The organism is Rhizobium sp. SEMIA4064 (assembly GCF_003025035.1).
Classification (GTDB): Bacteria; Pseudomonadota; Alphaproteobacteria; order Rhizobiales; family Rhizobiaceae; genus Rhizobium; species Rhizobium paranaense.
This window is the reverse complement of the sequence record NZ_PYJN01000013.1, coordinates 255,224-281,371: the sequence shown is the minus strand read 5'-3', so window position 1 is coordinate 281,371 and position 26,148 is coordinate 255,224. Positions and strand designations below refer to the sequence as shown.

Below are 26,148 nucleotides of genomic sequence, written 5' to 3'. Positions count from 1 at the left end.
GGAGCCTATTCCTCTTCGATGCCGAGCTTGGCCTTGACGAGACCTTGTACCGCCTGCGGATTGGCCTTGCCACCGGTCGACTTCATTACCTGACCGACGAACCAGCCAGCAAGCGTCGGCTTAGCCTTGACCTTGGCGACCTGATCCGGATTGGCGGCGATGATCTCGTCGACCGCCTTCTCGATGGCGCCAGTGTCGGTGACCTGCTTCATGCCGCGGGCTTCGACGATCTCGGCAGGATCGCCGCCCTCGTTGAGCACGATTTCGAACAGGTCCTTGGCGATCTTGCCGGAGATGGTTTCGGCCTTGATCAGGTCGATGATGGCGCCGAGCTGGGCGGGCGAAACCGGAGTCTCTTCAATGGTTTTGCCGGTTTTGTTCAAGGCACCCAAGAGGTCGTTGATCACCCAGTTTGCCGCGATCTTGCCGTCGCGGCCGGCAGAGACCGTTTCGAAATAATCGGCAATCGCCTTTTCCGAGACGAGCACGGAGGCGTCATAGATCGACAGGCCCATTTCACGAACGAAACGCTCCTTCTTGTCGTCGGGCAGTTCCGTCAGATTGGCTCTCAAGGCATCGATAAATGCGTCGTCGAATTCGAGCGGCAGCAGGTCCGGATCGGGGAAATAGCGGTAATCATGCGCGTCTTCCTTGGAGCGCATGGATCGCGTTTCGCCCTTGTTCGGATCGAACAGCCGGGTTTCCTGATCGATCGTGCCACCGTCCTCGAGGATCGCAATCTGGCGGCGGGCTTCGTATTCGATCGCCTGGCCGATGAAACGGATCGAGTTGACGTTCTTGATCTCGCAGCGCGTGCCGAACTCTCCACCCGGACGGCGGACGGAGACGTTGACGTCGGCGCGCATGGAGCCTTCGTCCATGTTGCCGTCGCAAGTGCCGAGATAACGCACGATCGAGCGCAGCTTGGTCATATAGGCCTTCGCCTCGTCCGACGAGCGCATGTCCGGCTTGGAGACGATTTCCATCAGCGCCACGCCGGAACGGTTGAGGTCGACGTAGGACATGGTGGCGTGCTGGTCGTGCATCGACTTGCCGGCGTCCTGCTCCAGGTGCAGGCGCTCGATGCCGATCTCGATGTCCTCGAACTGGCCCTGGCGATCCGGACCGAGCGAAATGACGATCTTGCCTTCGCCGACGATCGGATCCTTGTACTGCGAGATCTGGTAGCCCTGCGGCAGGTCGGGATAGAAATAGTTCTTGCGGTCGAAGACCGAGCGCTTGTTGATTTGAGCCTTCAGACCGAGGCCGGTGCGGACCGCCTGCCTGACGCATTCCTCATTGATGACGGGCAGCATGCCGGGCATGGCGGCGTCGACCAGCGACACGTTGGAATTCTGCGGCTTGCCAAACTCTGTCGAAGCGCCGGAGAAGAGCTTGGATTTGCTCAACACCTGGGCATGGACTTCCATCCCGACAACAACTTCCCAATCGCCGGTGGCACCGGGAATGAAACGCTTCGGATCTGGCGTGCGGACGTCGACAATGGTCATGAGAGGCTCTTGAAATGCTGTTCTTCTGAACTTTGTGAGGTAGAGCAATTGGCGGTGCGGCGCAAGACTTTCAGCACCCCGCTGCCGTTATATGCCCGTGCCATATGTCCCTTCGCTACTATCGAGCAGCGGTTTCGAAAGGCCGACCGTCGGCACGTCGCGATCGAGCTTCGGGGAATAGTCAACGGAGAGCCAATGGATGGCATAGCCGTGTGCTTTGAAGAACTCGATCGCGTCGGTATTGCCTGCGTGGGTCTGCACCGCGACCTTCTCCAGCCCCTGCTCCAGAACATCCTTCTCGATCTGCGCCAGCAGTGCCGAACCAAGCCCCTGCCGCAGGTGATCGGGATCGATCCAGAAATCGGAGATATTCTCGTCTAACGCCTCGCGAGCAGCCCAGCCGGCAACAAGTCCGTTCAGCTCCACAATCGTGATAGTCAGCCATGACCTGCGGGTGAAATTCGAGAAGGCTTCTCTGGCACTTTCGAGCAGAGCATCCGTGCCACCGATCGACCGCATGGCCGTTTGCCACGACCGCAGGCCGATATTGACTAATATCTCCGTCTCTCCCTCGTGGGCATTGCGAATATGGATCATCAGGCCCCCGCCGTTTTCAGCAGTAAAACACCGGAAAAGGGCTTTTTCCAGCCGCCAAATGAGAACAGGCGCAGGATGGCTAACAGGAGTGAAACTTGACCGAGAATACAACCTGCTTTAGATGTTAGGCATCAATGGAGTCTTGATGTCCACCTTTTCTCAGACCCGGTAAAGGCCCTGCCCGCAAGTCTTTCTTGCGCGCTGGGCCCGAAACGAAGCCCCGAATTCCCCAAGGGAATGTCGGATCGTTTTGTCGCGCCTTACGGCGCTTTCCGGATCTTGAAAACCATGGATATTTCCCGCGCCGAACAGCGCATTCTGCATCTGCTCGCCCAAGGCGGCCGCATTGAAATCAATCGCTCCGAAAACAAGAAGATCGAGACCGTCCGTTGCTTTACACGCGACGGCTGGCTTTATCCCGGCTTCGGCCTCGATCTCTTCCGCAAACTCAAACGCCTAAGAGCCATCAAATCCTCCGACGGTCATCCGTATCGGATTACCGAGCACGGATTGCGGCTGGTGAGGGCGCAGTTGGATAATAGGTAGGCCGCATCATCCGCCCTCGTGGTTCGAGGCTCCGCCATTTCGCTATGCTCAAAGGGCTTCAAACCTCACCATGAGGGCTACTCCCCTCGCTTGCCGTCAGATATTCGGCCGCTCCAGACCTCATGGTGAGGTGCTCTGGCACCGAAGCGATAGCGAAGGTGACAGGGCCTCGAACCACGAGGTCTGGCCCGTCACTTTCAGCTATCGACCTTTCCGGATATGCTACTTACCACCACTTCGCCGGCGTGAACTTGCCGGCGGCCTGTTCGATGACGTGGGCGGTCTTGAACAGGGTTTCCTCGTCGAATGGCTTGCCGATGAGCTGCAGGCCGAGCGGCAGGCCCTTCGGGTCGAGGCCGGCGGGAACGGCGATGCCGGGGAGACCGGCCATGTTGACCGTTACCGTGAAGATGTCGTTGAGGTACATCTTGACCGGATCGGAAGCGAGGTTTTCGTCGGCGATGCCGAAGGCCGAGGACGGCGTGGCGGGCGTCAGGATGGCGTCGACGCCGGCGTTGAAGGCGAGTTCGAAATCGCGCTTGATCAGCGTGCGAACCTTCTGGGCGCGCAGGTAATAGGCGTCGTAGTAGCCGGCCGACAGAACGTAGGTGCCAATCATGATGCGGCGCTTCACTTCCTGGCCGAAGCCGGCAGCGCGCGTCTTTTCATACATGTCGACGATGTCCTTGCCATCGACGCGCAGGCCGTAGCGCACGCCGTCGTAACGGGCGAGGTTCGAGGACGCTTCGGCAGGCGCGACGATGTAATAGGCCGGCAGGGCATATTTCGTGTGCGGCAGCGAGATGTTGACGATCTCTGCGCCTGCATCCTTCAGCCAGGCAATGCCCTGCTGCCAAAGGGTTTCGATCTCTTCCGGCATGCCGTCGACACGGTATTCGTTCGGGATACCGATCTTCATGCCCTTGAGCGACTTGCCGAGCGAGGCTTCGTAATCCGGCACGGGCAGATCGACCGAGGTCGTGTCCTTGGCGTCGACGCTTGCCATCGACTTCAGGAGGATGGCTGCGTCGCGAACATCGCGAGCAATCGGGCCGGCCTGGTCGAGCGACGAGGCGAAGGCGACAATGCCCCAACGCGAGCAACGGCCATAGGTCGGCTTGATACCGACCGTGCCGGTGAAGGCGGCCGGCTGGCGGATGGAGCCGCCGGTGTCGGTAGCCGTGGCGCCGGCGCAGAGATGCGCGGCGACGGCAGCGGCCGAACCGCCCGAGGAACCGCCGGGAACGAGCTGCTGGTTGGAACCGGCGGCGCGCCAGGGGTTGATCACCGGGCCGTAATAGGAGGTCTCGTTGGAGGAACCCATGGCGAACTCATCCATGTTGAGCTTGCCCAACATGACGGCGCCGTCGTTCCAAAGGTTCTGCGTGACGGTCGATTCGTAGTGCGGCTCGAAACCGTCCAGGATGTGGCTGCAGGCCTGGGTATGAATGCCTTCGGTGCCAAACAGGTCCTTGATCCCGAGTGGAATGCCTTCCAGCGCGCCGGCTTTGCCTTCCGCAAGGCGGGCGTCCGACACCTTGGCCATTGCGAGCGCCTTTTGCGGCGTCACCTTCACATAGGCATTGAACTGAGCATTGGCCGCCTCGATCGCCGAAAGATAGGCCTCGGTCAATTCGGTGGCGGTGATGTCCTTGGCGCGCAGCTTGTCGCGGGCTTCGGCAATGGTCAGGCTGGTCAGTTCACTCATCTTGTTTCGCTTCAGGTCTAATGAGGGCAATGGGTCGGAACAGGCTCGTCCGGCCGTTATTCAACAACTTTGGGAACCAGGAAGAAATTCTGGTCGGTATTCGGCGCATTGGCGACGATGTCGGAGGCCTTGCTGCCATCGGTGACACCATCAGTCCGCTTCTTCATCGCCATCGGCGTGACGGAGGTCATGGCCTCGATACCATCGACATTCACTTCGGAAAGCTGCTCGACGAAGCCCAGAATGCCGTTCAGTTCGCCCATCATTCTCTGCGCTTCGTCCTCATTGACGGCGATACGCGCAAGATGGGCGACGCGTTTGACGGTGGCGAGATCGACGGACATGGCATTCTCCGGATAGTTGATATCCACCAACAGTGGATTTTCCTCACGCTATAAAGGCCATGTCCGCTATACGCAACGGGTATCGTTACGCCGAGATGGTCTCACCGGGCTTCGGAGCCGCGACCGCCGTCTTCGAGCCTTCCAGGCCGGCGATGAACTTTTCCGCGGTCTGGTCGATGATCGGGAACGTGCCGTAGTGGCCCGGAATGGCGGTCTTGAAGTTGAAGAAGCGCTGGCAGGCGAGCGCGGCAACGGCGCCGCCCATGGTGAAGCGGTCGCCGATCGGCACAATGCCGATATCAGGCTGATGCAGTTCGTTGATCAGGCCCATGTCGGAGAAGATGTCCGTGTCGCCCATGTGGAACAGCGTCGGCTCGTCGTCGAAATGCAGCATCAGGCCGTTCGCGTTGCCGAGAGAATGCGAAACACCGTCCTCGGTGAGTTGGGCGGAGGAGTGCAGCGCATTCGTGAAGGTGGCAGAGAAACCGCCGAGACCGACCGTGCCGCCGGTATTGCCCATTTCCAGCTTCTCGACACCCTTGCTGCTAAGCCAGGCAGCAAGATCGGCATTGGCGAGAACAACCGCGCCCGTGTCCTTGGCAATCTGAACGGTGTCGCCGACATGGTCGCCGTGACCGTGGGTCAAGAGAATGTGGGTGATGCCGGCGGCTACATCCTTGATATTTAGCCCCGTGCCGGCGAAGGATGGATTGTAGCTCAGGAAAGGGTCGATAAGGATTTTGGCGCTAGCCGTTTCGATGCGAAAGGCTGCATGGCCGAGCCAAGTGATCTTCATGGATTTTCTCCTTAATACTTGATTTCTAATGCAAGACTGGTGTCTTAGGACATATCCGAAACCGCCACAAAGAAAAGCGGCGCGGACTTCAATTTGTTTTGACGGGGGACGAGAGCTGATGACGACGCTGACCATCGAAGACCTCGCCGTGATGCTCCTGCCCGGTCAGCCGATCGCCGGGCTCGATCTCGGCACCAAGACGATCGGGCTCGCCATGTCCGATCTCGGCCGGCGGTTCGCCACGCCTCGCCCGGTGATCAAGCGGGTGAAATTCACCCAGGATGCCCAGGTGCTGGTTGCCTTCGCCGAAAAGGAAAAAGTCGCGGCCTTCGTCATCGGCCTGCCGATGAACATGGACGGTTCGGCAGGGCCTCGCGTGCAGGCGACGCGGGCCTTCGTGCGCAGCATGGCCGACAAGACCGCCCTGCCCTTCGTCTTCTGGGATGAGCGGCTGTCGACGGTCGCCGCCGAACGGGCGCTGCTGGAAATGGATGTGTCGCGCGCCAAGCGTGCCGAGCGGATCGACTCGGCCGCCGCGAGCTTCATTCTTCAGGGAGCTTTGGATAGGCTTTCAGCGCTTGGCAGGCCGGTCTTTCCCGACCTCGAGACTTGACGGCGGTTCCACCATTCCAGAATGACGGCGCGCTTGCGAAAGCCGAAGATGGCGAAAACCAGCAGGCTGTCGAAGGCGATGGCGCGGGCGACCAGCGGCGGAATGCTTTCCGGTGGGATGCCGAGGATCTTGCCGTAGATCTGGAAGACGAGGTCGTGCGTCTGCCGCGTGAACATGAAGATGCCGAAACTCATGTCGTAGTAGGACAGGTAGTACCAAGCCCCGAGAAACGAGACCGGCGCGGCCCAGAATATCAGCAACCACTTCATGCGGTTCCCCTTCGACGCTGGTATTGCGCCGCTTCAGTCGAAAGGACCAGCCAGTTCGACAATGCCATGGCGCTCAGCACCAGTGCCGGTAGCGTTATATCTAGTGCCAGCACGGCGAAGAACATCATCGCCGCGACAAGAAGCACTATTTTTGCGGGTCTGGGCCCCATGGCTGCACGCTTAATGGTTAACAATCGGTCCACATAGAGTGGCCATTTAACCGGTGCTGCGCAACGTAAACCAATTGTTAAGGTTAACGGCCAGACGGGGCTGTGGATATCTTCTGCGCGGCGGCGATGTCAGCCGTAGACGCCGCGCACGATCCGCTTCAGCGCGGTCGCGGCCTTCTCCCAATCCTTCGCCGTTTTCAGGGCAAGACCGGCGCATTGGCCGCTGATGGTCGCCGAAAGAACGAGATGCTGAATAGCGGCAAAGATCATGGCATTGACGGCGACCGTATCTATCCCCTTGGGCGGGGTGAGCGAACCGCGCATGCGCTCGATCCAGCCGGCAAGCGCCTTTGAGCGGGCTTCCGATAGCCGGCGCACCTGCTCTGTATTTTCGGACACCTCCCAAGCGACGATGCGACGCATCAGCGGATCGGCGCGCAATGCATCGAGGAAAAGCAGGGCCAGCCGTTCCATCAGGTCGCCATAGGTCAGTAGGAACATGCCGCCGGTATCGTCGGGGATGCGATCCTGCACCCAACCGCCGAGATCAGTGCCGATCGCCTCGACCAGGCCATCGAGACCGCCATAGTAGCGATAGATCAGTTGCTTATCGCAACCGGCGCCGCGGGCGACGGCGTTGATGCCGAAATTCTGGAATCCCTCTTCCGCCAACAGCCGTTTCGCAGCATCCAGGATCGCCTGCTCGGTGGCGGCGCGATTGCGCACCCGCTTCTCCGGCTCAGCCGGCGTTTCGATCGGTTTTCTCAGAACGGCGTTTGCGCTTGACATCATCTCGGCCCCAACTTGTCACCAGCCGGTGAATAGCAAGCCGCATACAAGTGAACAACGAGGCGATGAGATTCGATAGATTTAAAACTGTGGAATCCACAGATTAGAGAGATTGGCCGAACCAGACGGTGTTTCCGGACGTCAGCTCCGGCGGCAGTTCGAGCCGGGAAAATCCGCGCGATGCCCAGAAGCGTATGCCATTGTGGTTGCCAACATTTGCCCCGAGATGCACGCCTCTGACGCCACGGGCGCGGGCATGCGAGAGCCATCGATCGAGAAGCGCACTGCCGATGCCCTGCCCCTGCGTGCGCGCCAGGAGATTCATATGAATATGCGCCGGGAACGGATCGGTGAGAGCGGCGGGCGCTCGCTTCGGATGATGGATCGTAAAACTTCTCTGCTGATCCGCATTCCAGGCCGAAGCATCGCCAGATGGTTCCGCATAGCGTTTGCGCAGCTCCGGCCACCACTCGCGCTCCAGTCTTTCCTCGAAAGCAACCGTGTCGAAGACGCCGGCAATATAGCCGCAGACGCCCTCCCCATCTTCGGCGACAAAGACGGTTTCCGGGCTGAGTGCCGCATAGGGTACCGAGTAAATATGCCCAATCATCCGTCCATCGCGATGGAGCGCCGTCGCGTCCCTGCCGGCATCGCCGGTAACCAGGGAGATGACATAGAGTTGATCGATGTCATCGGGTTGGACGGAGCGGAGGTTGATCATGGAGACTTCTTCCATATCTACCGGACTTACTCGCCATATGTAGCTCGCATCCGCTTCAGGAACGCAGCGTTGTCAAAAGGACCCGGCTTCCCTGACTCTTCCCCTGCGATGAGTGCGTCCTGAAGAACCCTGACCTTCGCCTCGTGTTCTTCCAGAAGACGCAACCCTGCCCGGACAACATCGCTGGCGGAGCCATATCGACCTGTCTGCACTTGACTGTCGATGAAGTCGGTAAAGTGGTCACCAAGCGAAATGGATGTGTTGCGGGCCATAGGCAACTCCTTGCTGATACCAATATATAATAATTATTGGTATCGCATCAACTATGGATGCTATCGCGAACCCGCTGTCTCCGTTGAATGGCAGCTTCAAGTCGCCGGCGGATAGAGTAGATCGACGATGTAGCTCGCATCGAAGCGAGCATCCAGCATGCCGTAGGTGGCGCGCCAGCCGCCTGCCAAGCGGGTTTCGATGAAGGCATCGGCGATCTTGCCTGCGCCCAGGCGATAGAGTTCGGCCGCACCCGCGGCGAGTGCCATCTGCTCGATCAGCAGACGAGCGGCACCTTCATCCTGTTCGCAAAGCGCCATGGCGGCGCGCAGAACATCGATGGTCTTCTTGCCGGCCGGACCGAGATCGCGGGCAAGACCGGCGAAGACGGTTTCGAACAGATCTCTGCCCCGGTTCAGAACGCGCAGCACGTCAAGTGCCATGACGTTACCGGAGCCTTCCCAGATCGCATTGACCGGCGCCTCCCGGTAATGCCGGGCGATGGGGCGTTCCTCGATATAGCCGCTGCCGCCGATGCACTCCATCGCCTCGTAGATCAGCGCGGGCGCGATCTTGCAGCACCAATATTTCGCGACCGGCGTCATGACGCGGGCATAGGCGGCATCTTCGCTGCTGCTGCTTGCCTTGTCGAAGGCTTCCGCCAGACGGAAGGCGAGGGCAGTCGCTGCGGCAACATCGAGCGCCATGTCGGCAAGCACGCGCGTCATGATCGGCTGATGGACCAGCATCTTGCCGAAGACGCTGCGGCCGCGGGCATGGTGCACCGCTTCGGCGAGCGAGGCCCGCATGATGCCGGCAGACGCCAGCGCGCAATCGAGGCGTGTCAGCGTCACCATATCGAGAATGGTGCGAACGCCGCCATCGGGCGCCCCGAGCAGGAAGCCGAAGGTGTCGCTGAACTCGACTTCGGAGGACGCATTTGAGCGATTGCCGAGCTTGTCCTTCAGCCGCTGGAACTGCAGGCCATTGGCCGAACCGTCTTCGAGGAGGCGCGGCACCAGGAAGCAGCCCATGCCGTCCTTGGTCTGCGCCAGCATAATGAAGGCGTCGCTCATCGGCGCTGACATGAACCATTTGTGGCCCGAGAGCCGATAGATGCCATCGCTAACCTTGTCGGCGGTCGTCTTGTTGGCGCGCACATCCGTGCCGCCCTGCTTTTCCGTCATGCCCATGCCGATGGTGACGGCGCTTTTCTGCATGGCCGGCTTGTTGGACGAATCATATTTGCGCGAGAGAATCTTCGGCGCCCAATCCTTCTGCACCGCCGGAGACGCCATCATTGCAGCGACCGAGGCGCTGGTCATGGTCAGCGGGCAGAGATGGCCGCATTCCAATTGTGCGGTCAGATAGAAGCGCGCGGCACGGACCTTATGCGACTGGCCCTTGGCTTCCGGGTCAGCCTGTGGATCCCAGATCGAGGAGTGCAGGCCAGACGACATGGAGCGGCGCATCAACGCATGCCAAGCCGGATGAAACTCGACGACATCCAGCCGTTCGCCACGCGGGCCGTGGGTGCGCAGTTGCGGCGCTCCCTGGTTCGCCATGCGCGCCAGTTCCTGTGCCTCATGCGAGGTGACGTAACGGCCCATCTGCTCCAGATCGTCACGCGTCGAACGCGGTAGGCCGGACGTCAAATCAACGATCAGCGGATCGGAACGATAAGCGTTGATGCCGGACCAGAGGCTCGGCTGGTTCAGTTCGGCAAATGTGTCGTCAGTCCGGGTCGGTTGGGTCATGGATCGCTTGTAGAGCAAGAGGGTTGCAAAAGGAAACTGGAACTTTCGTCTCCCAACAGCATAGCCGCTGTAGCGGGATTCGAACGAAATTGCATGGGGAACAAGCGGGCATGACGAAAGCCCACGCTTGCCCCTGAGGCACTCCCTCTTTATAGACCCCCTGACGAAATCCGGAGGGCAGCGTCATGGTCTTCTTCCCCCACCGCCACCTCATCGGCATCAAGGGCCTCACCGAACAAGATATCACCTATCTTCTCGACAAGGCCGACGAGGCGGTGAAGATTAGCCGGCAACGCGAAAAGAAGACGTCGACGCTTCGCGGGTTGACGCAGATCAACCTCTTTTTCGAAGCCTCGACCCGCACACAGGCCTCCTTCGAGCTGGCCGGCAAGCGGCTCGGAGCCGACGTGATGAACATGTCGGTCGGCAATTCTTCCGTGAAGAAGGGCGAAACGCTGATCGACACGGCGATGACGCTGAATGCCATGCGGCCGGATGTCCTCGTGATCCGCCATTCCAGCGCCGGTGCCGCCTCGCTGCTGGCACAAAAGGTCTCCTGCTCCGTCGTCAACGCCGGCGACGGCCAGCACGAGCACCCGACACAGGCGCTGCTCGACGCACTGACCATCCGCCGCGCCAAGGGCAAGCTGTCGCGCATCATCGTGGCGATCTGCGGCGACGTACAGCATTCGCGCGTCGCACGCTCCAACATCCTGCTGCTGAATGCCATGGGCGCCCGGGTCCGGGTCGTGGCTCCCGCCACGCTGCTGCCCGCCGGGATCGCCGACATGGGGGTCGAGGTCTTCCATTCCATGAAGGAAGGACTGAAGGACGCTGACGTGGTGATGATGCTGCGGCTGCAGCGTGAGCGTATGTCCGGTGCTTTCGTGCCGTCGGTGCGCGAATATTATCACTTCTACGGGCTCGATGCGGAGACGCTGAAGGCGGCCAAGGAGGATGCGCTGGTCATGCATCCCGGTCCGATGAACCGCGGCGTCGAGATTGCCTCCGAGGTGGCCGACGGACCGCAAAGCGTCATCGCCGAACAGGTCGAAATGGGTGTCGCAGTGCGCATGGCGGTCATGGAAGCGCTGCTGATCTCACAAAACCAGGGGCCGCGCACCGAGGGAGCTGGCGCATGAGCAACTCGATCGTCCTCCAGAACGTCCGTATCATCGATCCCTCGCGCAATCTCGACGAGGTCGGCACGATCATCGTCGAAAACGGCGTCATTCTCGCTGCCGGCAAGGATGCGCTCGGGCGTGCGGCGCCAAAAGGGGCTGAAGTGCGTGATTGCACCGGCCTCGTCGCCGTGCCCGGTCTTGTCGATGCCCGCGTCCATGTCGGCGAGCCCGGCGGTGAACATCGCGAGACCATCGCGTCGGCGAGCTGCGCGGCGGCAGCAGGCGGCGTGACCTCCTTCATCATGATGCCGGACACAGACCCCGTCGTCGACGACATCGCCTTGGTCGAATTCGTCAAGAAGACGGCGCGCGACACCGCCGTCGTCAATGTTTATCCGGCAGCGGCGATTACCAAAGGGCTTGCTGGAGAGGAGATGACGGAAATCGGCCTCCTCCGGGAAGCTGGCGCCGTGGTCTTCACCGATGCGCATTCCGGCGTCTATGACACGCAGGTCCTGCGCCGCATCATGACCTATGCGCGCGAATTCGGCGCCGTTGTCTCCTGCGAAACCCGCGACAAATATCTCGGCGCCAACGGCGTCATGCATGAGGGGCTGCTGGCAAGCTGGCTCGGGCTATCCGGTATCCCGAAGGAATCGGAACTCATCCCGCTGGAACGCGATCTCAGGATCGCGGCGCTGACCCGCAGCCATTATCACGCGGCGATGATCTCCGTGCCGGAATCGGCAGAGGCCATCCGTCTCGCCCGTTCGCGCGGCGCGAAGGTCACCTGCGGCATCTCGATCAACAATCTGGCGCTCAACGAAAACGACATCGGGGAGTACCGCACCTTCTTCAAGGTCTATCCGCCGCTGCGTTCCGAGGATGACCGCACGGCCATGATCGAGGCGCTTGCGGACGGCACCATCGACATCATCGTCTCGGCGCACGACCCGCAGGATGTGGATACCAAGCGCCTGCCTTTCGGCGAGGCCGAGGACGGCGCGATCGGGTTGGAGACGCTGCTGGCCGCCGCGCTTCGCCTGCATCACAGCGGCGAAGTCAGCCTGATGCGGCTGATCGACGCCCTGTCCACACGGCCGGCGCAGATCTTCGGTCTTGACGCCGGCACGCTGAAGCCTGGCGCGAAGGCGGATATCGCCTTGATCGATCTCGACGAGCCTTGGCTTGTTGCCAAAGACATGCTTCTGTCGCGCTCGAAGAATACACCGTTCGAAGACGCACGAATGACCGGCAGGGCAGTCGCGACCTATGTCGCAGGCAAGCTGGTTCACAGTCTCTAGGCAAAGCTCGGGCTTATGGGGAATAAAAAGTGATGGCGGATTTCTGGACATGGCAGCTCACCCTGCCGACGGCGCTGGCAGCTATTGTCATCGGCTATCTGCTCGGGTCCATTCCCTTCGGCCTGGTTCTGACGCGGATGGCCGGCCTCGGCGATGTCCGCAAGATCGGCTCCGGCAATATCGGCGCGACCAATGTGCTGCGCACCGGCAACAAGCCGTTGGCGGTAGCAACGCTGCTGCTCGACGCCTTCAAGGGGACGCTCGCCGTGCTGATCGTCTCGCATTTCTTCGGTGAGGATGCGAGCGTGCTCGCCGGTTTTTCCGCCTTCATCGGCCATATCTTTCCGGTCTGGATCGGCTTCAAGGGCGGCAAGGGCGTCGCGACCTATCTCGGTATTCTCCTGGGCCTCGCGCCGTTGATGGCGCTGATCTTTTCCATCGTCTGGCTGGCGATCGCCTTTACGACCCGCTACTCCTCTCTTTCCGCGTTGGTTGCAACCCTTGTCATTCCGGTTGCATTATGGATATTGGGCGCCGATAAGATCGCCGCGGCCATGGCGCTGATGACCGTCATCGCCTGGTATAAGCACAGAGCAAATATTGCCCGGCTGACGGCCGGCACGGAAACCAAGATCGGAGCGAAGGGGTAATGGGAAGAGGCAGCGCAGGACGAATTGGAATTGCGCTGACGGAAAAACAAAGGATAGCTTGGCTCCGCCTGATCCGTTCCGACAATGTCGGCCCTTCCACCTTCCGCGACCTCATCCGTCACTACGGCTCAGCCGAAGCCGCACTCGCCGCGTTGCCGGAGCTGTCGCAGCGCGGCGGCTCGACCCGAGTGATCCGCATTGCCAGCGAGCAGGATGCGTTGCGTGAACTGGAAGCCGCCCATCGTTTCGGCGCACGCTTCGTCGGCATCGGCGAACCGGACTATCCGCAGGCGCTGAGGGAGATCGACGGCGCGCCGCCGCTTCTCGCCGTCAAAGGCAATCTGCCGACAGCAACCCGGCCGGCGATCGGCCTCGTCGGCTCGCGCAACGCTTCGATCAGCGGCGCCAAATTCACCGCAATGATCGCCCGCGCCTGCGGACAAGCCGGCTATGCCGTCGTCTCCGGCCTTGCCCGCGGCATCGACACGGCGGCTCACCGCGCCAGCCTGGAAACCGGCACGATCGCCGCGATGGCCGGCGGGCTCGATCAGCCCTATCCGCCCGAAAATATCGGCCTTTTGCATGAAATATGGGATGGCAATGGACTCGCCGTCAGCGAAATGCCCTTCGGCTGGGAACCACGCGCACGGGATTTCCCGCGCCGCAACCGGCTGATAGCAGGCATCTCGCTGGGCGTCGTCGTGATCGAGGCGGCAACGCGCTCCGGCTCACTGATTACCGCGCGGCTCGCGGGCGAATTCGGCCGTCTGGTATTTGCCGTACCCGGTTCTCCGCTCGATCCGCGTTGCGAAGGCACCAATGGCTTGTTGAAGGATGGTGCGATGATCGTGACCAGGCCGGAAGATGTCATCGAAGCCTTGAGGCCGCTGGCCGAGCCCGATCTTTTCCGCCCGCAGCTTGCCGAAGCGCCCGCTGAAAAGAGCGACAAACCGATATCATTGCCGCCGGACGATACCGACCGCTGGGAGATCATCGATGCGCTCGGGCCGACGCCGGTAGAGATCGACGATATCATCCGGCATACCGGTCTATCGGTATCCTCAGTCCATTCCGTGCTTTTGGAACTCGACATGGCCGGCCGGCTGCATCGGCATCCCGGCGGACTGGTGTCAATCTCGATGTTGGATTGAAAATGTTGCCGACCATTCCGATATGATGACCGTACCCCGCCAAGAGCGTTCGAAGGCGTTTATCAGCGATTGTAACATAGATGTCATCTTGCAGGATCGCATCGCCGCGCTGATTGCAAAAATCAACTTCACCTCTTGACCGCGACGAATTCCCTGTCCATGTCGGAAGGCCGGGGAAACTAAAATACCCCGTCTCTCCCGCGCCGTTTTCCGGCGCGACCTCGTATTCAGAGATATGTGATGAACGTTGTAGTGGTGGAATCGCCTGCCAAGGCCAAGACAATCAATAAGTATCTGGGACCCGGATATAAGGTTCTTGCTTCCTTCGGCCATGTGCGTGACCTGCCTGCCAAGGACGGTTCGGTTCTGCCGGATCAAGACTTTGAAATGCTCTGGGAAGTCGACGGCGCTTCGCAAAAGCGCATCAAGGACATTGCCGACGCAGTGAAATCCTCCGACGGCCTGATTCTCGCGACCGACCCGGATCGCGAAGGCGAAGCGATTTCCTGGCACGTGCTCGACCTCTTGAACAAGAAGCGCGTCATCAACGGCAAGCCCGTAAAGCGCGTCGTCTTCAACGCCATCACCAAGAAGGCCGTGCTCGACGCGATGGCCGAGCCGCGCGATATCGACGTGCCGCTGGTCGACGCCTATCTTGCCCGCCGCGCCCTCGACTATCTCGTCGGCTTCAACCTGTCGCCTGTGCTCTGGCGCAAGCTGCCCGGTGCCCGTTCGGCCGGCCGCGTGCAGTCGGTGGCCTTGCGCCTCGTCTGCGACCGCGAGTCGGAGATCGAACGTTTCGTCTCCGAAGAATACTGGAACCTCTCGGCGATCCTGAAGACACCGCGCGGTGACGAATTCGAAGCGCGGCTGGTCGCCGCCAACGGCAAGCGCCTGCAGCCGCGTTCGATCGGCAATGGCGAAGAAGCCGGTAAACTGAAGACGCTGCTGGAAGGCGCGGCTTACGTTGTCGACACGGTCGAGGCAAAGCCGGTCAAGCGTAATCCGAGCCCGCCCTTCACCACGTCCACCCTGCAGCAAGCCGCCTCCTCCAAGCTCGGCTTCTCGGCATCCCGCACGATGCAGATCGCGCAGAAGCTCTATGAAGGTGTCGATATCGGCGGCGAGACTGTCGGCCTCATCACCTATATGCGTACGGACGGCGTGCAGATGGCGCCGGAAGCGATCGATGCAGCGCGGCACTCCATCGCCGATCAGTTCGGCAATCGCTACCTGCCGGAAAAAGCACGCTTTTATTCAACCAAGGCCAAGAACGCTCAAGAAGCGCACGAGGCGATCCGTCCGACCGATTTCGATCGCTCGCCGGATCGCGTCCGCAAATTCCTCGATGCCGATCAGATCAGGCTTTATGACCTCATCTGGAAGCGCGGCATCGCCAGCCAGATGGCGTCGGCTGAGATCGAGCGAACCACCGTCGAGATCCTGGCTGACAATGCCGGCCAGAAGGCAGGCTTGCGCGCTGTCGGTTCGGTCATCCGCTTCGACGGCTTTATCGCTGCCTACACCGACCAGAAGGAAGACGGCGAGCAGAGCGACGATGCCGACGACGAGGATGGCCGCCTGCCGGAGATCAATGCGCGCGAAAATCTCGCCAAGCAGAAGATCAATTCGACCCAGCACTTCACCGAGCCGCCGCCGCGCTATTCGGAAGCATCGCTGATCAAGAAGATGGAAGAACTCGGCATCGGCCGCCCGTCGACCTATGCGGCGACGCTGGCGACGCTGCGCGACCGCGACTATGTGACGATCGACAAGCGCAAGCTGGTGCCGCAGGCCAAGGGCCGGCTCGTCACCGCTTTCCTCGAAAGCTTCTTCACGAAATACGTCGAATACGACTTCACCGCCGATCTCGAAGAGAAGCTTGATCGCATCTCCGCCGGCGAATTGAACTGGAAGGACGTGTTGCGCGACTTCTGGCGCGATTTTTTCGCCCAGATCGAGGATACGAAGGAGCTGCGCGTCACCAATGTGCTCGACGCGCTGAACGAGGCGCTCGCACCGCTGGTCTTCCCGAAGCGCGAAGACGGCAGCGATCCGCGTATCTGCCAGGTCTGCGGCACAGGCAACCTGTCGCTGAAGCTCGGCAAATACGGCGCCTTCATCGGCTGCTCGAACTATCCGGAATGCAACTACACGCGCCAGCTTTCCTCGGAAGGCGGCACGGAGGCCGAAGCCAGCGGGCTGAGCGAACCGAAGGCGCTCGGCGCCGATCCGGTAACCGGCGAAGAGCTGACGCTGCGCTCCGGCCGCTTTGGACCTTATATCCAGCGCGGCGACGGCAAGGAAGCCAAGCGTGCGTCGCTGCCGAAGGGCTGGAAGCCCGAAGATATCGACTATGAAAAGGCCATGGCGCTGATTTCGCTTCCACGTGATATCGGCAAGCATCCGGAAAGCGGCAAGATGATCTCGTCCGGCATCGGCCGCTACGGGCCGTTCCTGCTGCATGACGGCAGCTATGCCAATCTCGAGACGGTCGAGGATGTTTTCACCGTCGGTCTTAACCGTGCCGTCACCGTTCTCGCTGAAAAGCAGAGCAAGGCTGGCGGCGGTGGGGCACGCGGCGGTACGCCAGCGGCGCTGAAGGATCTCGGGCAGCATCCGGACGGCGGTGCAATCACCGTTCGCGATGGCAAATATGGTCCCTATGTCAATTGGGGCAAGGTCAACGCCACGCTGCCGAAGGGGACTGACCCGCAGGCAATTACGGTCGAGGAAGCTCTGGCTCTGATCGCAGCAAAGGCCGGCAAGAGCGGCAGCGCGCCGAAGAAGACGCCTGCCAAGGCGAAGGCTGCGGCCGCAGGCGCCAAGGCGACGAAGACGACCGCCAAGCCAAAAGCTGCTACAAAGAAGCCTGCGACCAAGACGGCAACCAAAAAGAAGAGCGCAGAGTGAGCAGAGAACCGCGCGGCAGGATTTCATCGTCGGAGCGACGCCCCGGCAAGGCCGGGCGTGCGGCGAAAAACAGCGGCGACCAGGAACCGATGATGGCGATCGTGCACGGTGTATTGCCGCCGCGCGAAGTCCTCCTGCGCTTCATCGCCGATCACCCGCAGCAGGCTTCCAAGCGCGAGCTTGCCAAGGCCTTCGGGTTGAAGGGCGAGAGCCGTGTCGAGCTCAAAAACCTCCTGCGCGAGCTTGAAGAAGACGGCATGGTGCAGAAAAGCCGCAAATCGCTCATCCGCCCCGGAGCATTGCCGCCGATCGCCGTCCTCGACATTACCACGCGCGACAAGGATGGCGGATTGATCGGCCGTCCGACCGAATGGCCGGAGGAAAACGGCGTGGCGCCGGCCGTAATGATTAAGCAGTCCTCTTCCCCTGCCGGTCGCAACGGCAAGGGCAAGGCTCCGGTTGCCGGCATGGGCGATCGCATCCTCGCCAAGATCTTTCCGGCGGTCGATCGCGGCGGCCCGGCCTATACCGCGCGCATCATCAGGGTCATCGACAAGCGTCTGGCCGCGACCATGGGCGTCTTTCGCGAGACGCCGGGCGGCGGCGGACGGCTGATGCCGATCGAGCGGCGCGGCGAGGAAATGGTCATCGATCCGGACTATACCGGCGACGCCAAGGACGGCGATCTGGTCGAAGTCGAAGTGGCTCGCCTCGGCCGTTTCGGCCTGCCGCGCGCCAAGGTGCTGTCGGTCGTCGGCTCCGTCGCTTCCGAAAAGGCGATCTCGATGATCGCCATCCATGCGCATGGCATCCCGCATGTCTTTCCGGCGGCCACGATCGCCGAGGCTGACGCCGCCAAGGCCGCCACCATGTCGCATCGCGAGGATTGGCGCAGCCTGCCGCTGATCACCATCGATCCGGCCGACGCCAAGGACCATGACGATGCGGTCTATGCCGAACTGGATCCCTCGCCTGACAATCCGGGTGGTGTGATCGTCACCGTCGCCATCGCCGATGTCTCCTGGTATGTGCGCCCGGGCTCAGCGCTGGATCGCGAGGCGCTGAAGCGCGGCAATTCGGTCTACTTCCCGGATCGCGTCGTGCCGATGCTGCCCGAGCGCATCTCCAACGATCTCTGCTCTCTCAAGGAAGGTGTCGACCGCCCTGCCCTTGCCGTGCGAATGATTTTTTCCAAAGAAGGTCGCAAGGCTGGCCATACCTTCCATCGCATCATGATGAAGAGTGCCGCCAAGCTCTCCTATCAACAGGCGCAGGCGGCAATCGACGGCAAGCCGGACGACAAGACCGGACCGATGCTGGAGCCGATCCTGAAGCCGCTCTGGCATGCCTATGAGGTCATGAGGCGCGGCCGCGACCGGCGCCAGCCGCTCGAGCTCGACATGCCCGAACGCAAGATCCTGCTGAAGCCGGATGGCACGGTCGACCGGGTCTTCGTGCCGGCGCGTCTCGATGCCCACAAGCTCATCGAAGAAATGATGATCCAGGCGAATGTCGCCGCCGCCGAAACGCTGGAAAAGAAGCGGCAGGTGCTGATCTATCGCATCCATGACGGCCCGACGCTTGCCAAGCAGGAAGTGCTGCGCGAATTCCTCGCAACGCTCGGCATCTCTCTCGCCAAGGGCGGCAATGTCCGCGCCAACAGCTTCAACGGCATCCTGGCGAAGGCTGATGGCACGGCGCATCAAACCATGGTCAACGAGATGGTGCTGCGCTCGCAGAGCCAGGCGATCTACAGCCCCGACAATATCGGTCATTTCGGCCTGAACCTGATGAAATACGCGCATTTCACCTCGCCGATCCGCCGCTATGCGGATTTGATCGTGCATCGCGCCCTCGTCGGCTCGCTCGGCTTCGGCGAAGGCGGCATCACGCCAGACGAGGAAGCAACGCTCGACGATATCGCCGCCGAAATTTCCACATTCGAGCGCCGTGCCATGGCTGCCGAACGCGAGACCGTCGACCGGCTGATCGCGCATCATCTTGCCGGCCGCGTCGGCGAGGAATTCGAGGCGCGCGTTGGCGGTGTCACCAAATCGGGACTTTTTGTCACCCTGCCCGACTATGGCGCTGACGGCTTCATCCCTATATCAACGCTCGGCTCCGACTATTTCATCTATGACGAGGCCCATCAGGCGCTGACAGGTGAAAAGACAGGGCTAGGCTTTCGCCTCGGTGACAGCGTCACGGTGCGTCTTGCGGAAGCGATCCCGCTTGCCGGCGCCCTGCGCTTCGAAATGCTGAGCGACGGCCGCGCCATGCCCACGGCGGTGCGTTCCTTCCACAAGGCGACGCGGCGCAACAAGACCCCGGCGCGCAAAGCGCCTGGAACGAGACCGCCGCGCGGACGCCGATAAAACGGTGGCTGCCGGCAGGAAGGAAAGTACCATGACGAGCAGCCCGTCCGATCCCATCATCCGCTTTGGCGGCCCCGACGAGGCTGAACGTCCGCTCGGACGCTCGATCGCCCGCGGTTTGCTGAACCGCTGTCCGCGCTGCGGCACGGGAAAGCTCTTCAGGGCCTTCTTGAAACCAGTCGACCGTTGCGCCGTCTGCGACGAGGAGCTGTTCCATCAGCGTGCCGACGACCTGCCGCCCTATCTGGTGGTCCTCCTGCTCGGCCACGTCGTGGTCGGCGGCTACATGATGACGGATATGGCCTTTCATTTGCCGATCTGGGCGCATCTTGCCATCTGGGCGCCGATTACGGTGATCACTGCCCTCACAGCAATCCAGCCGATCAAAGGCGGTGTCATCGGCCTGCAATGGGCGCTGCGGATGCATGGCTTCGGCGGCCATGACGACAGTCCCGAAGAATGGGATCGGGGAAACGGCCGGTCGTGATCCAAAGGCTCGAGCTGAGATCACCAGCCTTGCCGGCCGGCAGGAGCGAGCGTGCGCCCTTACTCCCTTCGGATGGAACCAGTATCGATCCGCCATATATTCATGATTCGCGGGAATTGCTTGATCTCCAATGGCTTGACATCGGCGGCATTTCTTGTCTGAACATGCCGGGCGTCGAAAGGAGCATTGTGGAGGACATGATCGATCCCATGAAAGCCGACCCGTCACCTGGATTTGGCCGAGCCGTGCCTTTCTATCTTCCGCGTTGCGAACGATTCGTTCGCCACATGCTCTAAGGATCAATTCATGTTTGAACCGACGAACGGCAAGGCCGGCCATGTCGAAGAAATTCATTGGCCTTCGCTCGTCGCCGCCATTTCGTCCGTTTCCGCTGTCGGCATCGCCATCGGCCTCGGCCTTCCGCTTCTCAGCATCATCCTCGAAAAACGCGGCATTCCCTCGAGCCTGATCGGGCTCAACACGGCAATGATGGGGATCGCCGCGATGATAGCGGCGCTGATCACCACGAAGCTCGCCCACCGATTCGGTGTGGTGCAGACGATGATCTGGGCCGTCGTGCTCTCCGCGCTGAGCTCGCTCGGCTTCTATTATGCGGAAAGCCTGCTGCTCTGGTTTCCGCTGCGCCTGATCTTCCACGGGTCCACCACTACCCTCTTCATCCTGTCGGAATTCTGGATCAACGCCGCCTCCCCGCCCTCCAAGCGCGGTTTCGTACTCGGCCTCTACTCCACTGTCTTCTCGCTCGGCTTCGCGGCCGGTCCCCTGCTTTTCTCGCTGGTCGGCAGCGAAGGGCTGATGCCCTTCATCATCGGCGCTTGCATCATTCTGGCGGCGACAATCCCGATCTTCATTGCCCGCAACGAAAGCCCCATCGTCGACGAAAAGCCGGAGCTGCACTTCATCCGCTATGTCTTCCTGGTGCCCACGGCGACCGCCGCCGTTTTCGTATTCGGCGCCGTGACCGTCGGCGGCGGGTCGTTGTTCACCAGCTATGCGACCCGGCTTGGTTTCAACGAATCACAGGCGGCATTGCTGCTGACCGTGATGGGCGTCGGCAACTTCGTCTTCCAGATCCCCCTGGGGCTGCTTGCCGACCGCCTGCGCGACAAGCGGCCGCTGCTGTCGATCATGGCCGCCATCGGGCTGGTCGGAGCGCTCCTATTGCCCTCTCTGGCCTGGAATTGGATACTTCTGGCGGTCATCCTGTTGTTCTGGGGCGGCTGCGTCTCCGGCATGTACACGGTCGGCCTCAGCCATCTCGGAACGCGGCTGACGGGCGCGGACCTTGTCGCCGCCAATGCCGCCTTTGTTTTCTGTTATGCCGTCGGGATGGTTCTCGGTCCACCGACGATCGGAACCGCCATGGATTTGGTCAATCCCAGCGGTTTTGCCTGGGCAATCGCCTTTTTCTTTGGACTATATGTCCTGCTTTCGGCGATACGGCTGCTTTTCATGGGCAGCAGGGGTTGACTTTTCGGGCGCGATTTGTAGTTTCGCGCCAGAATTTGCCGTGGACCTCCGCACTGGCCGTCCACGGCTTTCATTTTTCTTAAAGGCAGGACGACCATGGCCAAGGCTACCACCATCAAGATCAAGCTGCTGTCGACGGCCGACACCGGTTTCTTCTACGTCACGACGAAGAACAGCCGTACGATGACGGATAAGATGACGAAGACGAAGTACGACCCGATTGCTAAAAAGCACGTCGAATTCAAGGAAACGAAGATCAAGTAAGTTTCCTAAACTTCTGATTACAAAAGGGCGCAACCATAAGGTTAGCGCCTTTTTCTTTTGGCGGCTTTCTTTTTCTGTGCAAAACCTCATCAAGGCGCCGGAAAAACAGAAAAAGCTAAAACTCAACTTTCTGATATTAACAAAGAAAAACGCCGCACTTCCTTTGGAAGGCGGCGTTTCGAATTGGGGGTCGGCTAGCCTGCAAAACGGCACGAGGAACCGCTTAAAATTGCTTGCCAGCCGACCGACCCCACGACCCAGGAGATGCGGCGGACCTGAGCATCATGGGGTATTGCCACGCCCTTGCGGGCCTGTCCTTGTACGAGACTAAATTTGCGCGAAATCGAAAGAAAATCAACAAATTCTTAATGATAAAAAGTTCTCGTCTGCCCGAATGGTTAAAATTCCTGCTGTCATTCAGTCTTGTTGGCTTGAAAAAACGACAATCTGAAAGCGAGTAGATCTCAAAAATAAAGAGGTAATGATCGTATGCATAGCAAAGTTTGACTACAGATATTTAGGCGCCTTTTCATACCATGATGACAGTCATGTTATTCATGGAATACTCACAGTTTTTCGCCATTTCAACTTTATACATGGCAAAATTATCACAACAAATACACGCTATACATCGATTTTCTATCAAATATAACAAGTATTTTCTGTGAGCTTACTGTGGCAAATATAGAGCCTATTCTCCTGTGGAAATCGGCATGCCTGGTCCGGGAACAAAGATTACAAATTTGTAATCACTGTTCAAAACTTGCAAAAGCCCATGAATATTAATGGGCCTCGACAGCATCATTTTGATCAAGCCGCCGCCGCGACAACCCGGTTGCGGCCACCGTGTTTAGCTTCGTAAAGGGCGCGATCGGCCTGCTTCATCAACTGCTCGGGTGTTTCGACTGTCTCCAAACGCGACGAAATGCCGAACGAGGCGGTGACATTCAGCGCAATCCCTGCCTCGCGCAGCGTGAAGGGCATGGTCTCGACGGCAGCGCGCAGGCGCTCGGCAACGGCGGCCGAAACATCAGGCGGCGTATCTGGCATGACCACGACGAATTCCTCGCCGCCATAGCGGCAGGCCAGATCGGCGCCGCGCACGGTGGAGCGAATACGGGCGGCAAACTCCTTCAGCACCTCATCGCCGGCGTCATGGCCATAGGTGTCGTTCACCTGCTTGAAGCGGTCGATATCGGTAATCAGGACCGAAAGCGGCCGTCCGCGCGTCAGCGAACGGTTGAAGAGGATCTTCAGATGATTGTCGAGATAGCGCCTGTTGTTGAGCCCGGTGAGTGCATCGGTCACGGCAAGCTCGATCGTGTGCTGCACGCTGGCACGCAGACGATCGTTGTAGCGCTTGCGACGGATCTGCGTCAGGCAGCGGGCAACCAGCTCGTTCGGATCGAGCGGGCGGATAATATAGTCGTTGATGCCGAGATCGAGCGCCCGGACGATCATTTCGTCAGCCCCCTGCTCCGTCACCAGCAGCACCGGCAGGAACCGAGTGCGCTCCAGTGAGCGGAGCTGCGAGCAAAGCCTGAGCGGGTCGTAGTCATCGAAATTCGAATTGACGACGACAAGCTCGAACGGCTTTTCGGCAGCCTCGAACAGGGCCGCCTGCGGATCGGACGTCACCGTCACCTCGGCGATCGGCTTCAGGGCGCGGATGATGCGCTCCTGCGAATTGGCGCGGCCATCGACCAGCAACACATGGCCGCTCTCGTCGGCGCGGCCTTCACCGAAGCGCAGGAGATCGTCGATGCCGAAGTTGCGCGCCGTCTCGTTGCGCATGCGCAGCTCATCGCTGAGCGTCTTCAGGCGCAGCAGGCTTTTGACCCGCGAAATGAGCTGCAAGTCGTTGACCGGCTTGGTCAGGAAATCGTCGGCGCCGGCCTTCAGGCCGCGCACGCGATCGGCCGGCTGATCCAACGCGGTGACCATGACCACGGGAATATGCGAAGTACGCGGATCGGACTTCAGCCGCTCGCAGACTTCGAAACCGTCCATGCCGGGCATCATGATGTCGAGCAGGACGAGGTCGACCTGGGTGCTTTCGCAGATGGCGAGCGCTCTCAAGCCGTCCTCCGCCGTCAGCACGTCGAAATATTCGGCCAGCAGCCGTGCTTCGAGCAACTTTACGTTTGCGGGTACGTCGTCAACCACCAGGATACGCGCGGTCATTAGTCTTTCCCCGCGCTCAGGCGTCGCCCAGATAAGTCTTGATGGTCTCGATGAATTTCGGGACCGAGATCGGCTTGGAGACATAGGCTTCGCAGCCGCCTTGACGGATTCGTTCCTCGTCGCCCTTCATCGCGAAGGCGGTGACCGCGATCACCGGAATGACGTGCAGATCGTCATCCTCCTTCAGCCACTTCGTCACCTCGAGCCCCGAAACTTCCGGAAGCTGGATGTCCATGAGGATCAGGTCCGGGCGATGTTTGCGAGCGAGATCAAGCGCTTCCATGCCGTTCCGGGTCTGGATCGTGGTGTAGCCGGACGCCTCGATAAGATCGCGAAAGAGCTTCATATTGAGCTCGTTGTCTTCTACAATCATCACCTGCTTAGGCATGGAGAGCTGTCCCTGCATCCGGTATTGCATCCATTCTATGAAAATATAACGTCGCGAGAAATCGATTCCAGAAATACTTGAATCCGACGCTAGCGGCATTTGGTTGAAAAATAGGTAACTTACCCCTCAAAATGCAAAGTAACTTCAAGAACTCGAAGGTGGCGGCCGCCGATCCGCAGGAAACCGCGATCGCCGTACTTGGCTGGCTGGCCAATGAGCCTGATATGTTCGGCCGCTTCCTGGCGCTGACCGGTGTCGAACCGGCACAGGTGCGCAACGCCATCAACGAACCCGCTTTCCTGGCAGGCATGCTGGATTTTCTGATGAACCACGAGCCGACATTGCTCGCATTCTGCCAGGCAAGCGGCATCGCGCCGGAAACGGTTGCTGCCGCCTCGGCACATTTCTCGCCGCCCGGCCTTTCCTCGGGGGAATATTGACGATGGATGCCCCGATCGAATTTGATACATCGCATGTCCGCCTTGGAGACCGGCCGCTGATCGTCTGCGATGTCGATGATGTCGTGCTGCATTTCTTTGCGCCTTTCCTGATCTTTCTTGACGGTGAAGGCCATGAATTCCTGCCGCGGTCCTTCCGGCTGACCGGCAATATCATTTCGAAGAGGGGTGGCGCGGCGCTGGAGGAAAAAGAGGTCCATCGCCTGATCGACGCCTTTTTCGAAGCGCAGGAGCAGTGGCAGACGCCCTTGGATCGCGTCATCGATACCCTCGACGGCTTCTCCAGGGATGCCGACATCGTCTTTCTCACCGCCATGCCGCCGCAGTTCTGGGCGCAGCGCCGCCGTCTTCTCGACAGGCTGGGCCTTGCCTATCCGCTGCTCGCCTCGCTGCAGCCGAAGGGGCCGATTGTGCAGGCATTGCATGGCAAGCGCACCCTGCCCGTCGCCTTCGTCGACGATATGGCGCACAATCTGCATTCGGTCCGCGAGCATGTCGCAAGCTGCCTTCTGATCAACCTGAGGCCGGATTCGATCGTCCATAGCATGGCGCCGGCTGTGGCGGCCGATATTCCCCAGGCGAACGATTGGGCAGAGGTGGCGCCATTGATCCGCGCCCATATTGCCCGCTAAGCTCGCCCGCCCCGGCATCAGAGAACAAGGCGCATCAAAGGGCGCCCGTCCTTTCGTTTGGCGACCTCGGAAAATCCTGCCGCCTCGAATATGTTGAGCGAGCCGACATAGAGGCCGACGGATTTCGATTGTTTCGTCCGTTCAATCGGACAACCCTCGAGAATGCGTGCACCGGAAGCCTTGGCGAAATTCACCGCCTCCGACAGCATCCGATGGCTATACCCCTTGCCGCGGTCGCGCGAATTCATGAAGAAGCAACTAACGGCCCAGACCGAGCTGTCTTCGGCATCGTCCGGATCGAGCGGCCGCGATACGGTTTTCGGCGAATTCCATTGCGGCAGTTCCGATCGCGGTCCTACCTGCGTCCAGGCAACCGGGCGCGCACCGATATAGCCGAGAAGGCCGGGCGGCGGGCCAGCGGCGACGCGGGCTTGCATGAATTCTTTCTTCGCTCCGCCATCCATCGTTTTGCGGTCGGATGTCGGGACGCGGAAATGGGTGCACCAGCAGCCATAACAGGCACCGCTTGGCCCGAAGAGCGTTTCGAAATCGCCCCAGCGTTCCGCCGTCAAAGGCACCGCTTTCAACTCCTCCAACATCTCCTCCCCGCTCTTTTCCGTCTTGAGACTCACGAGC

General features: G+C 60.4%; 27 protein-coding genes. 13 read left to right on the top strand and 14 right to left on the bottom strand.

Features of this window, described 5'->3' with window-relative positions:
* Nucleotides 1-5 precede the first annotated feature (5 nt).
* Together gatB and C9E91_RS07855 are read right to left on the bottom strand one after the other, a co-directional pair.
* Nucleotides 6-1,511, bottom strand: a complete 1,506-nt coding sequence (gene gatB, locus C9E91_RS07860) for an Asp-tRNA(Asn)/Glu-tRNA(Gln) amidotransferase subunit GatB (protein WP_107107775.1) — start codon at nt 1,509-1,511, stop codon at nt 6-8.
* Between the two features lie 87 nt (nt 1,512-1,598).
* A complete protein-coding gene (locus C9E91_RS07855) occupies nt 1,599-2,108 on the bottom strand; it encodes a GNAT family N-acetyltransferase (RefSeq protein WP_107107774.1) in 510 nt (169 codons plus the stop codon).
* Between the two features lie 288 nt (nt 2,109-2,396).
* Between C9E91_RS07855 and C9E91_RS07850 the strand changes: the two genes are divergently transcribed.
* Nucleotides 2,397-2,654: a YjhX family toxin gene (locus C9E91_RS07850; RefSeq protein WP_107108122.1), complete on the top strand. Its 258-nt coding sequence runs from the start codon at nt 2,397-2,399 to the stop codon at nt 2,652-2,654.
* A gap of 226 nt (nt 2,655-2,880) precedes the next feature.
* Here C9E91_RS07850 and gatA read toward each other — a convergent pair whose 3' ends face one another.
* From gatA to C9E91_RS07835, 3 genes are all read right to left on the bottom strand, one after another.
* Entirely contained in the window at nt 2,881-4,362 is a 1,482-nt protein-coding gene (gene gatA / locus C9E91_RS07845; protein ID WP_107107773.1) for an Asp-tRNA(Asn)/Glu-tRNA(Gln) amidotransferase subunit GatA, read from the bottom strand.
* Nucleotides 4,363-4,418: 56 nt separating this feature from the next.
* The gene (gene gatC / locus C9E91_RS07840; protein ID WP_107108121.1) at nt 4,419-4,706 is read right to left on the bottom strand and encodes an Asp-tRNA(Asn)/Glu-tRNA(Gln) amidotransferase subunit GatC; all 288 of its coding nucleotides are present in this window, start codon (nt 4,704-4,706) and stop codon (nt 4,419-4,421) included.
* A gap of 85 nt (nt 4,707-4,791) precedes the next feature.
* Entirely contained in the window at nt 4,792-5,502 is a 711-nt protein-coding gene (locus C9E91_RS07835; RefSeq protein WP_107107772.1) for a metal-dependent hydrolase, read from the bottom strand.
* A gap of 118 nt (nt 5,503-5,620) precedes the next feature.
* On the opposite strand from C9E91_RS07835, the gene ruvX reads away from it, so the two are divergent.
* Nucleotides 5,621-6,115 (top strand): Holliday junction resolvase RuvX, encoded by a 495-nt coding sequence (gene ruvX / locus C9E91_RS07830; RefSeq protein WP_107107771.1) that lies wholly within the window; start codon nt 5,621-5,623, stop codon nt 6,113-6,115.
* On the opposite strand, the gene C9E91_RS07825 is transcribed toward ruvX, so the two are convergent.
* The 6 genes from C9E91_RS07825 to C9E91_RS07805 form a co-directional block, all read right to left on the bottom strand.
* Nucleotides 6,052-6,384 (bottom strand): DUF6105 family protein, encoded by a 333-nt coding sequence (locus tag C9E91_RS07825; protein ID WP_107107770.1) that lies wholly within the window; start codon nt 6,382-6,384, stop codon nt 6,052-6,054. The two genes, ruvX and C9E91_RS07825, sit on opposite strands and share 64 nt — an antisense overlap.
* Nucleotides 6,381-6,554 carry a hypothetical protein gene (locus C9E91_RS19760; RefSeq protein ID WP_181316033.1) on the bottom strand — a complete coding sequence of 58 codons (174 nt, stop codon included), beginning with the start codon at nt 6,552-6,554 and terminating at the stop codon, nt 6,381-6,383. Before C9E91_RS19760 ends, C9E91_RS07825 begins: the two co-directional genes overlap by 4 nt.
* 129 nt (nt 6,555-6,683) lie before the next feature.
* Nucleotides 6,684-7,343, bottom strand: a complete 660-nt coding sequence (locus C9E91_RS07820) for a TetR/AcrR family transcriptional regulator (RefSeq protein WP_107107769.1) — start codon at nt 7,341-7,343, stop codon at nt 6,684-6,686.
* 103 nt (nt 7,344-7,446) lie between these two features.
* Nucleotides 7,447-8,064, bottom strand: coding sequence for a GNAT family N-acetyltransferase (locus C9E91_RS07815; protein WP_107108120.1), 618 nt, complete (start codon nt 8,062-8,064; stop codon nt 7,447-7,449).
* 26 nt (nt 8,065-8,090) lie between these two features.
* Nucleotides 8,091-8,336, bottom strand: coding sequence for a type II toxin-antitoxin system ParD family antitoxin (locus tag C9E91_RS07810; RefSeq protein ID WP_107107768.1), 246 nt, complete (start codon nt 8,334-8,336; stop codon nt 8,091-8,093).
* 96 nt (nt 8,337-8,432) lie between these two features.
* A complete protein-coding gene (locus C9E91_RS07805; RefSeq protein ID WP_107108119.1) occupies nt 8,433-10,091 on the bottom strand; it encodes an acyl-CoA dehydrogenase family protein in 1,659 nt (552 codons plus the stop codon).
* 185 nt (nt 10,092-10,276) lie between these two features.
* On the opposite strand from C9E91_RS07805, the gene C9E91_RS07800 reads away from it, so the two are divergent.
* The 9 genes from C9E91_RS07800 (at nt 10,277) to rpmG (ending at nt 21,850) form a co-directional block, all read left to right on the top strand.
* The gene (locus C9E91_RS07800; protein ID WP_107107767.1) at nt 10,277-11,233 is read left to right on the top strand and encodes an aspartate carbamoyltransferase catalytic subunit; all 957 of its coding nucleotides are present in this window, start codon (nt 10,277-10,279) and stop codon (nt 11,231-11,233) included.
* Nucleotides 11,230-12,519, top strand: a complete 1,290-nt coding sequence (locus C9E91_RS07795) for a dihydroorotase (protein ID WP_107107766.1) — start codon at nt 11,230-11,232, stop codon at nt 12,517-12,519. Before C9E91_RS07800 ends, C9E91_RS07795 begins: the two co-directional genes overlap by 4 nt.
* 32 nt (nt 12,520-12,551) lie before the next feature.
* On the top strand, nt 12,552-13,169 hold the full coding sequence (plsY, locus tag C9E91_RS07790; RefSeq protein ID WP_107107765.1) for a glycerol-3-phosphate 1-O-acyltransferase PlsY: 618 nt from the start codon (nt 12,552-12,554) through the stop codon (nt 13,167-13,169).
* Nucleotides 13,169-14,320 (top strand): DNA-processing protein DprA, encoded by a 1,152-nt coding sequence (dprA, locus tag C9E91_RS07785; protein WP_107107764.1) that lies wholly within the window; start codon nt 13,169-13,171, stop codon nt 14,318-14,320. Before plsY ends, dprA begins: the two co-directional genes overlap by 1 nt.
* 240 nt (nt 14,321-14,560) lie before the next feature.
* Nucleotides 14,561-17,233: a type I DNA topoisomerase gene (topA, locus tag C9E91_RS07780; RefSeq protein WP_107107763.1), complete on the top strand. Its 2,673-nt coding sequence runs from the start codon at nt 14,561-14,563 to the stop codon at nt 17,231-17,233.
* Nucleotides 17,230-19,608: a ribonuclease R gene (rnr, locus tag C9E91_RS07775; RefSeq protein WP_107107762.1), complete on the top strand. Its 2,379-nt coding sequence runs from the start codon at nt 17,230-17,232 to the stop codon at nt 19,606-19,608. Before topA ends, rnr begins: the two co-directional genes overlap by 4 nt.
* 31 nt (nt 19,609-19,639) lie before the next feature.
* Nucleotides 19,640-20,095 carry a DUF983 domain-containing protein gene (locus C9E91_RS07770; RefSeq protein WP_107107761.1) on the top strand — a complete coding sequence of 152 codons (456 nt, stop codon included), beginning with the start codon at nt 19,640-19,642 and terminating at the stop codon, nt 20,093-20,095.
* 306 nt (nt 20,096-20,401) lie between these two features.
* Nucleotides 20,402-21,586: an MFS transporter gene (locus C9E91_RS07760; protein WP_107107759.1), complete on the top strand. Its 1,185-nt coding sequence runs from the start codon at nt 20,402-20,404 to the stop codon at nt 21,584-21,586.
* A gap of 96 nt (nt 21,587-21,682) precedes the next feature.
* Nucleotides 21,683-21,850, top strand: coding sequence for a 50S ribosomal protein L33 (gene rpmG / locus C9E91_RS07755; protein WP_003587245.1), 168 nt, complete (start codon nt 21,683-21,685; stop codon nt 21,848-21,850).
* 810 nt (nt 21,851-22,660) lie between these two features.
* Here rpmG and C9E91_RS07750 read toward each other — a convergent pair.
* Both C9E91_RS07750 and C9E91_RS07745 read right to left on the bottom strand, forming a co-directional pair.
* Complete coding sequence (locus C9E91_RS07750; protein WP_107107758.1) at nt 22,661-24,034, bottom strand: PleD family two-component system response regulator; 1,374 nt, start codon at nt 24,032-24,034, stop codon at nt 22,661-22,663.
* A gap of 16 nt (nt 24,035-24,050) precedes the next feature.
* Nucleotides 24,051-24,422 carry a response regulator gene (locus tag C9E91_RS07745; RefSeq protein WP_028754034.1) on the bottom strand — a complete coding sequence of 124 codons (372 nt, stop codon included), beginning with the start codon at nt 24,420-24,422 and terminating at the stop codon, nt 24,051-24,053.
* A 131-nt stretch (nt 24,423-24,553) separates the two neighbouring features.
* Between C9E91_RS07745 and C9E91_RS07740 the strand changes: the two genes are divergently transcribed.
* Together C9E91_RS07740 and C9E91_RS07735 are read left to right on the top strand one after the other, a co-directional pair.
* On the top strand, nt 24,554-24,862 hold the full coding sequence (locus C9E91_RS07740) for a DUF3572 domain-containing protein (RefSeq protein WP_107107757.1): 309 nt from the start codon (nt 24,554-24,556) through the stop codon (nt 24,860-24,862).
* A gap of 2 nt (nt 24,863-24,864) precedes the next feature.
* Nucleotides 24,865-25,512, top strand: coding sequence for a hypothetical protein (locus C9E91_RS07735; RefSeq protein WP_107107756.1), 648 nt, complete (start codon nt 24,865-24,867; stop codon nt 25,510-25,512).
* A 17-nt stretch (nt 25,513-25,529) separates the two neighbouring features.
* Here C9E91_RS07735 and C9E91_RS07730 read toward each other — a convergent pair whose 3' ends face one another.
* Complete coding sequence (locus tag C9E91_RS07730; protein WP_107107755.1) at nt 25,530-26,111, bottom strand: GNAT family N-acetyltransferase; 582 nt, start codon at nt 26,109-26,111, stop codon at nt 25,530-25,532.
* Nucleotides 26,112-26,148: the final 37 nt, after the last annotated feature.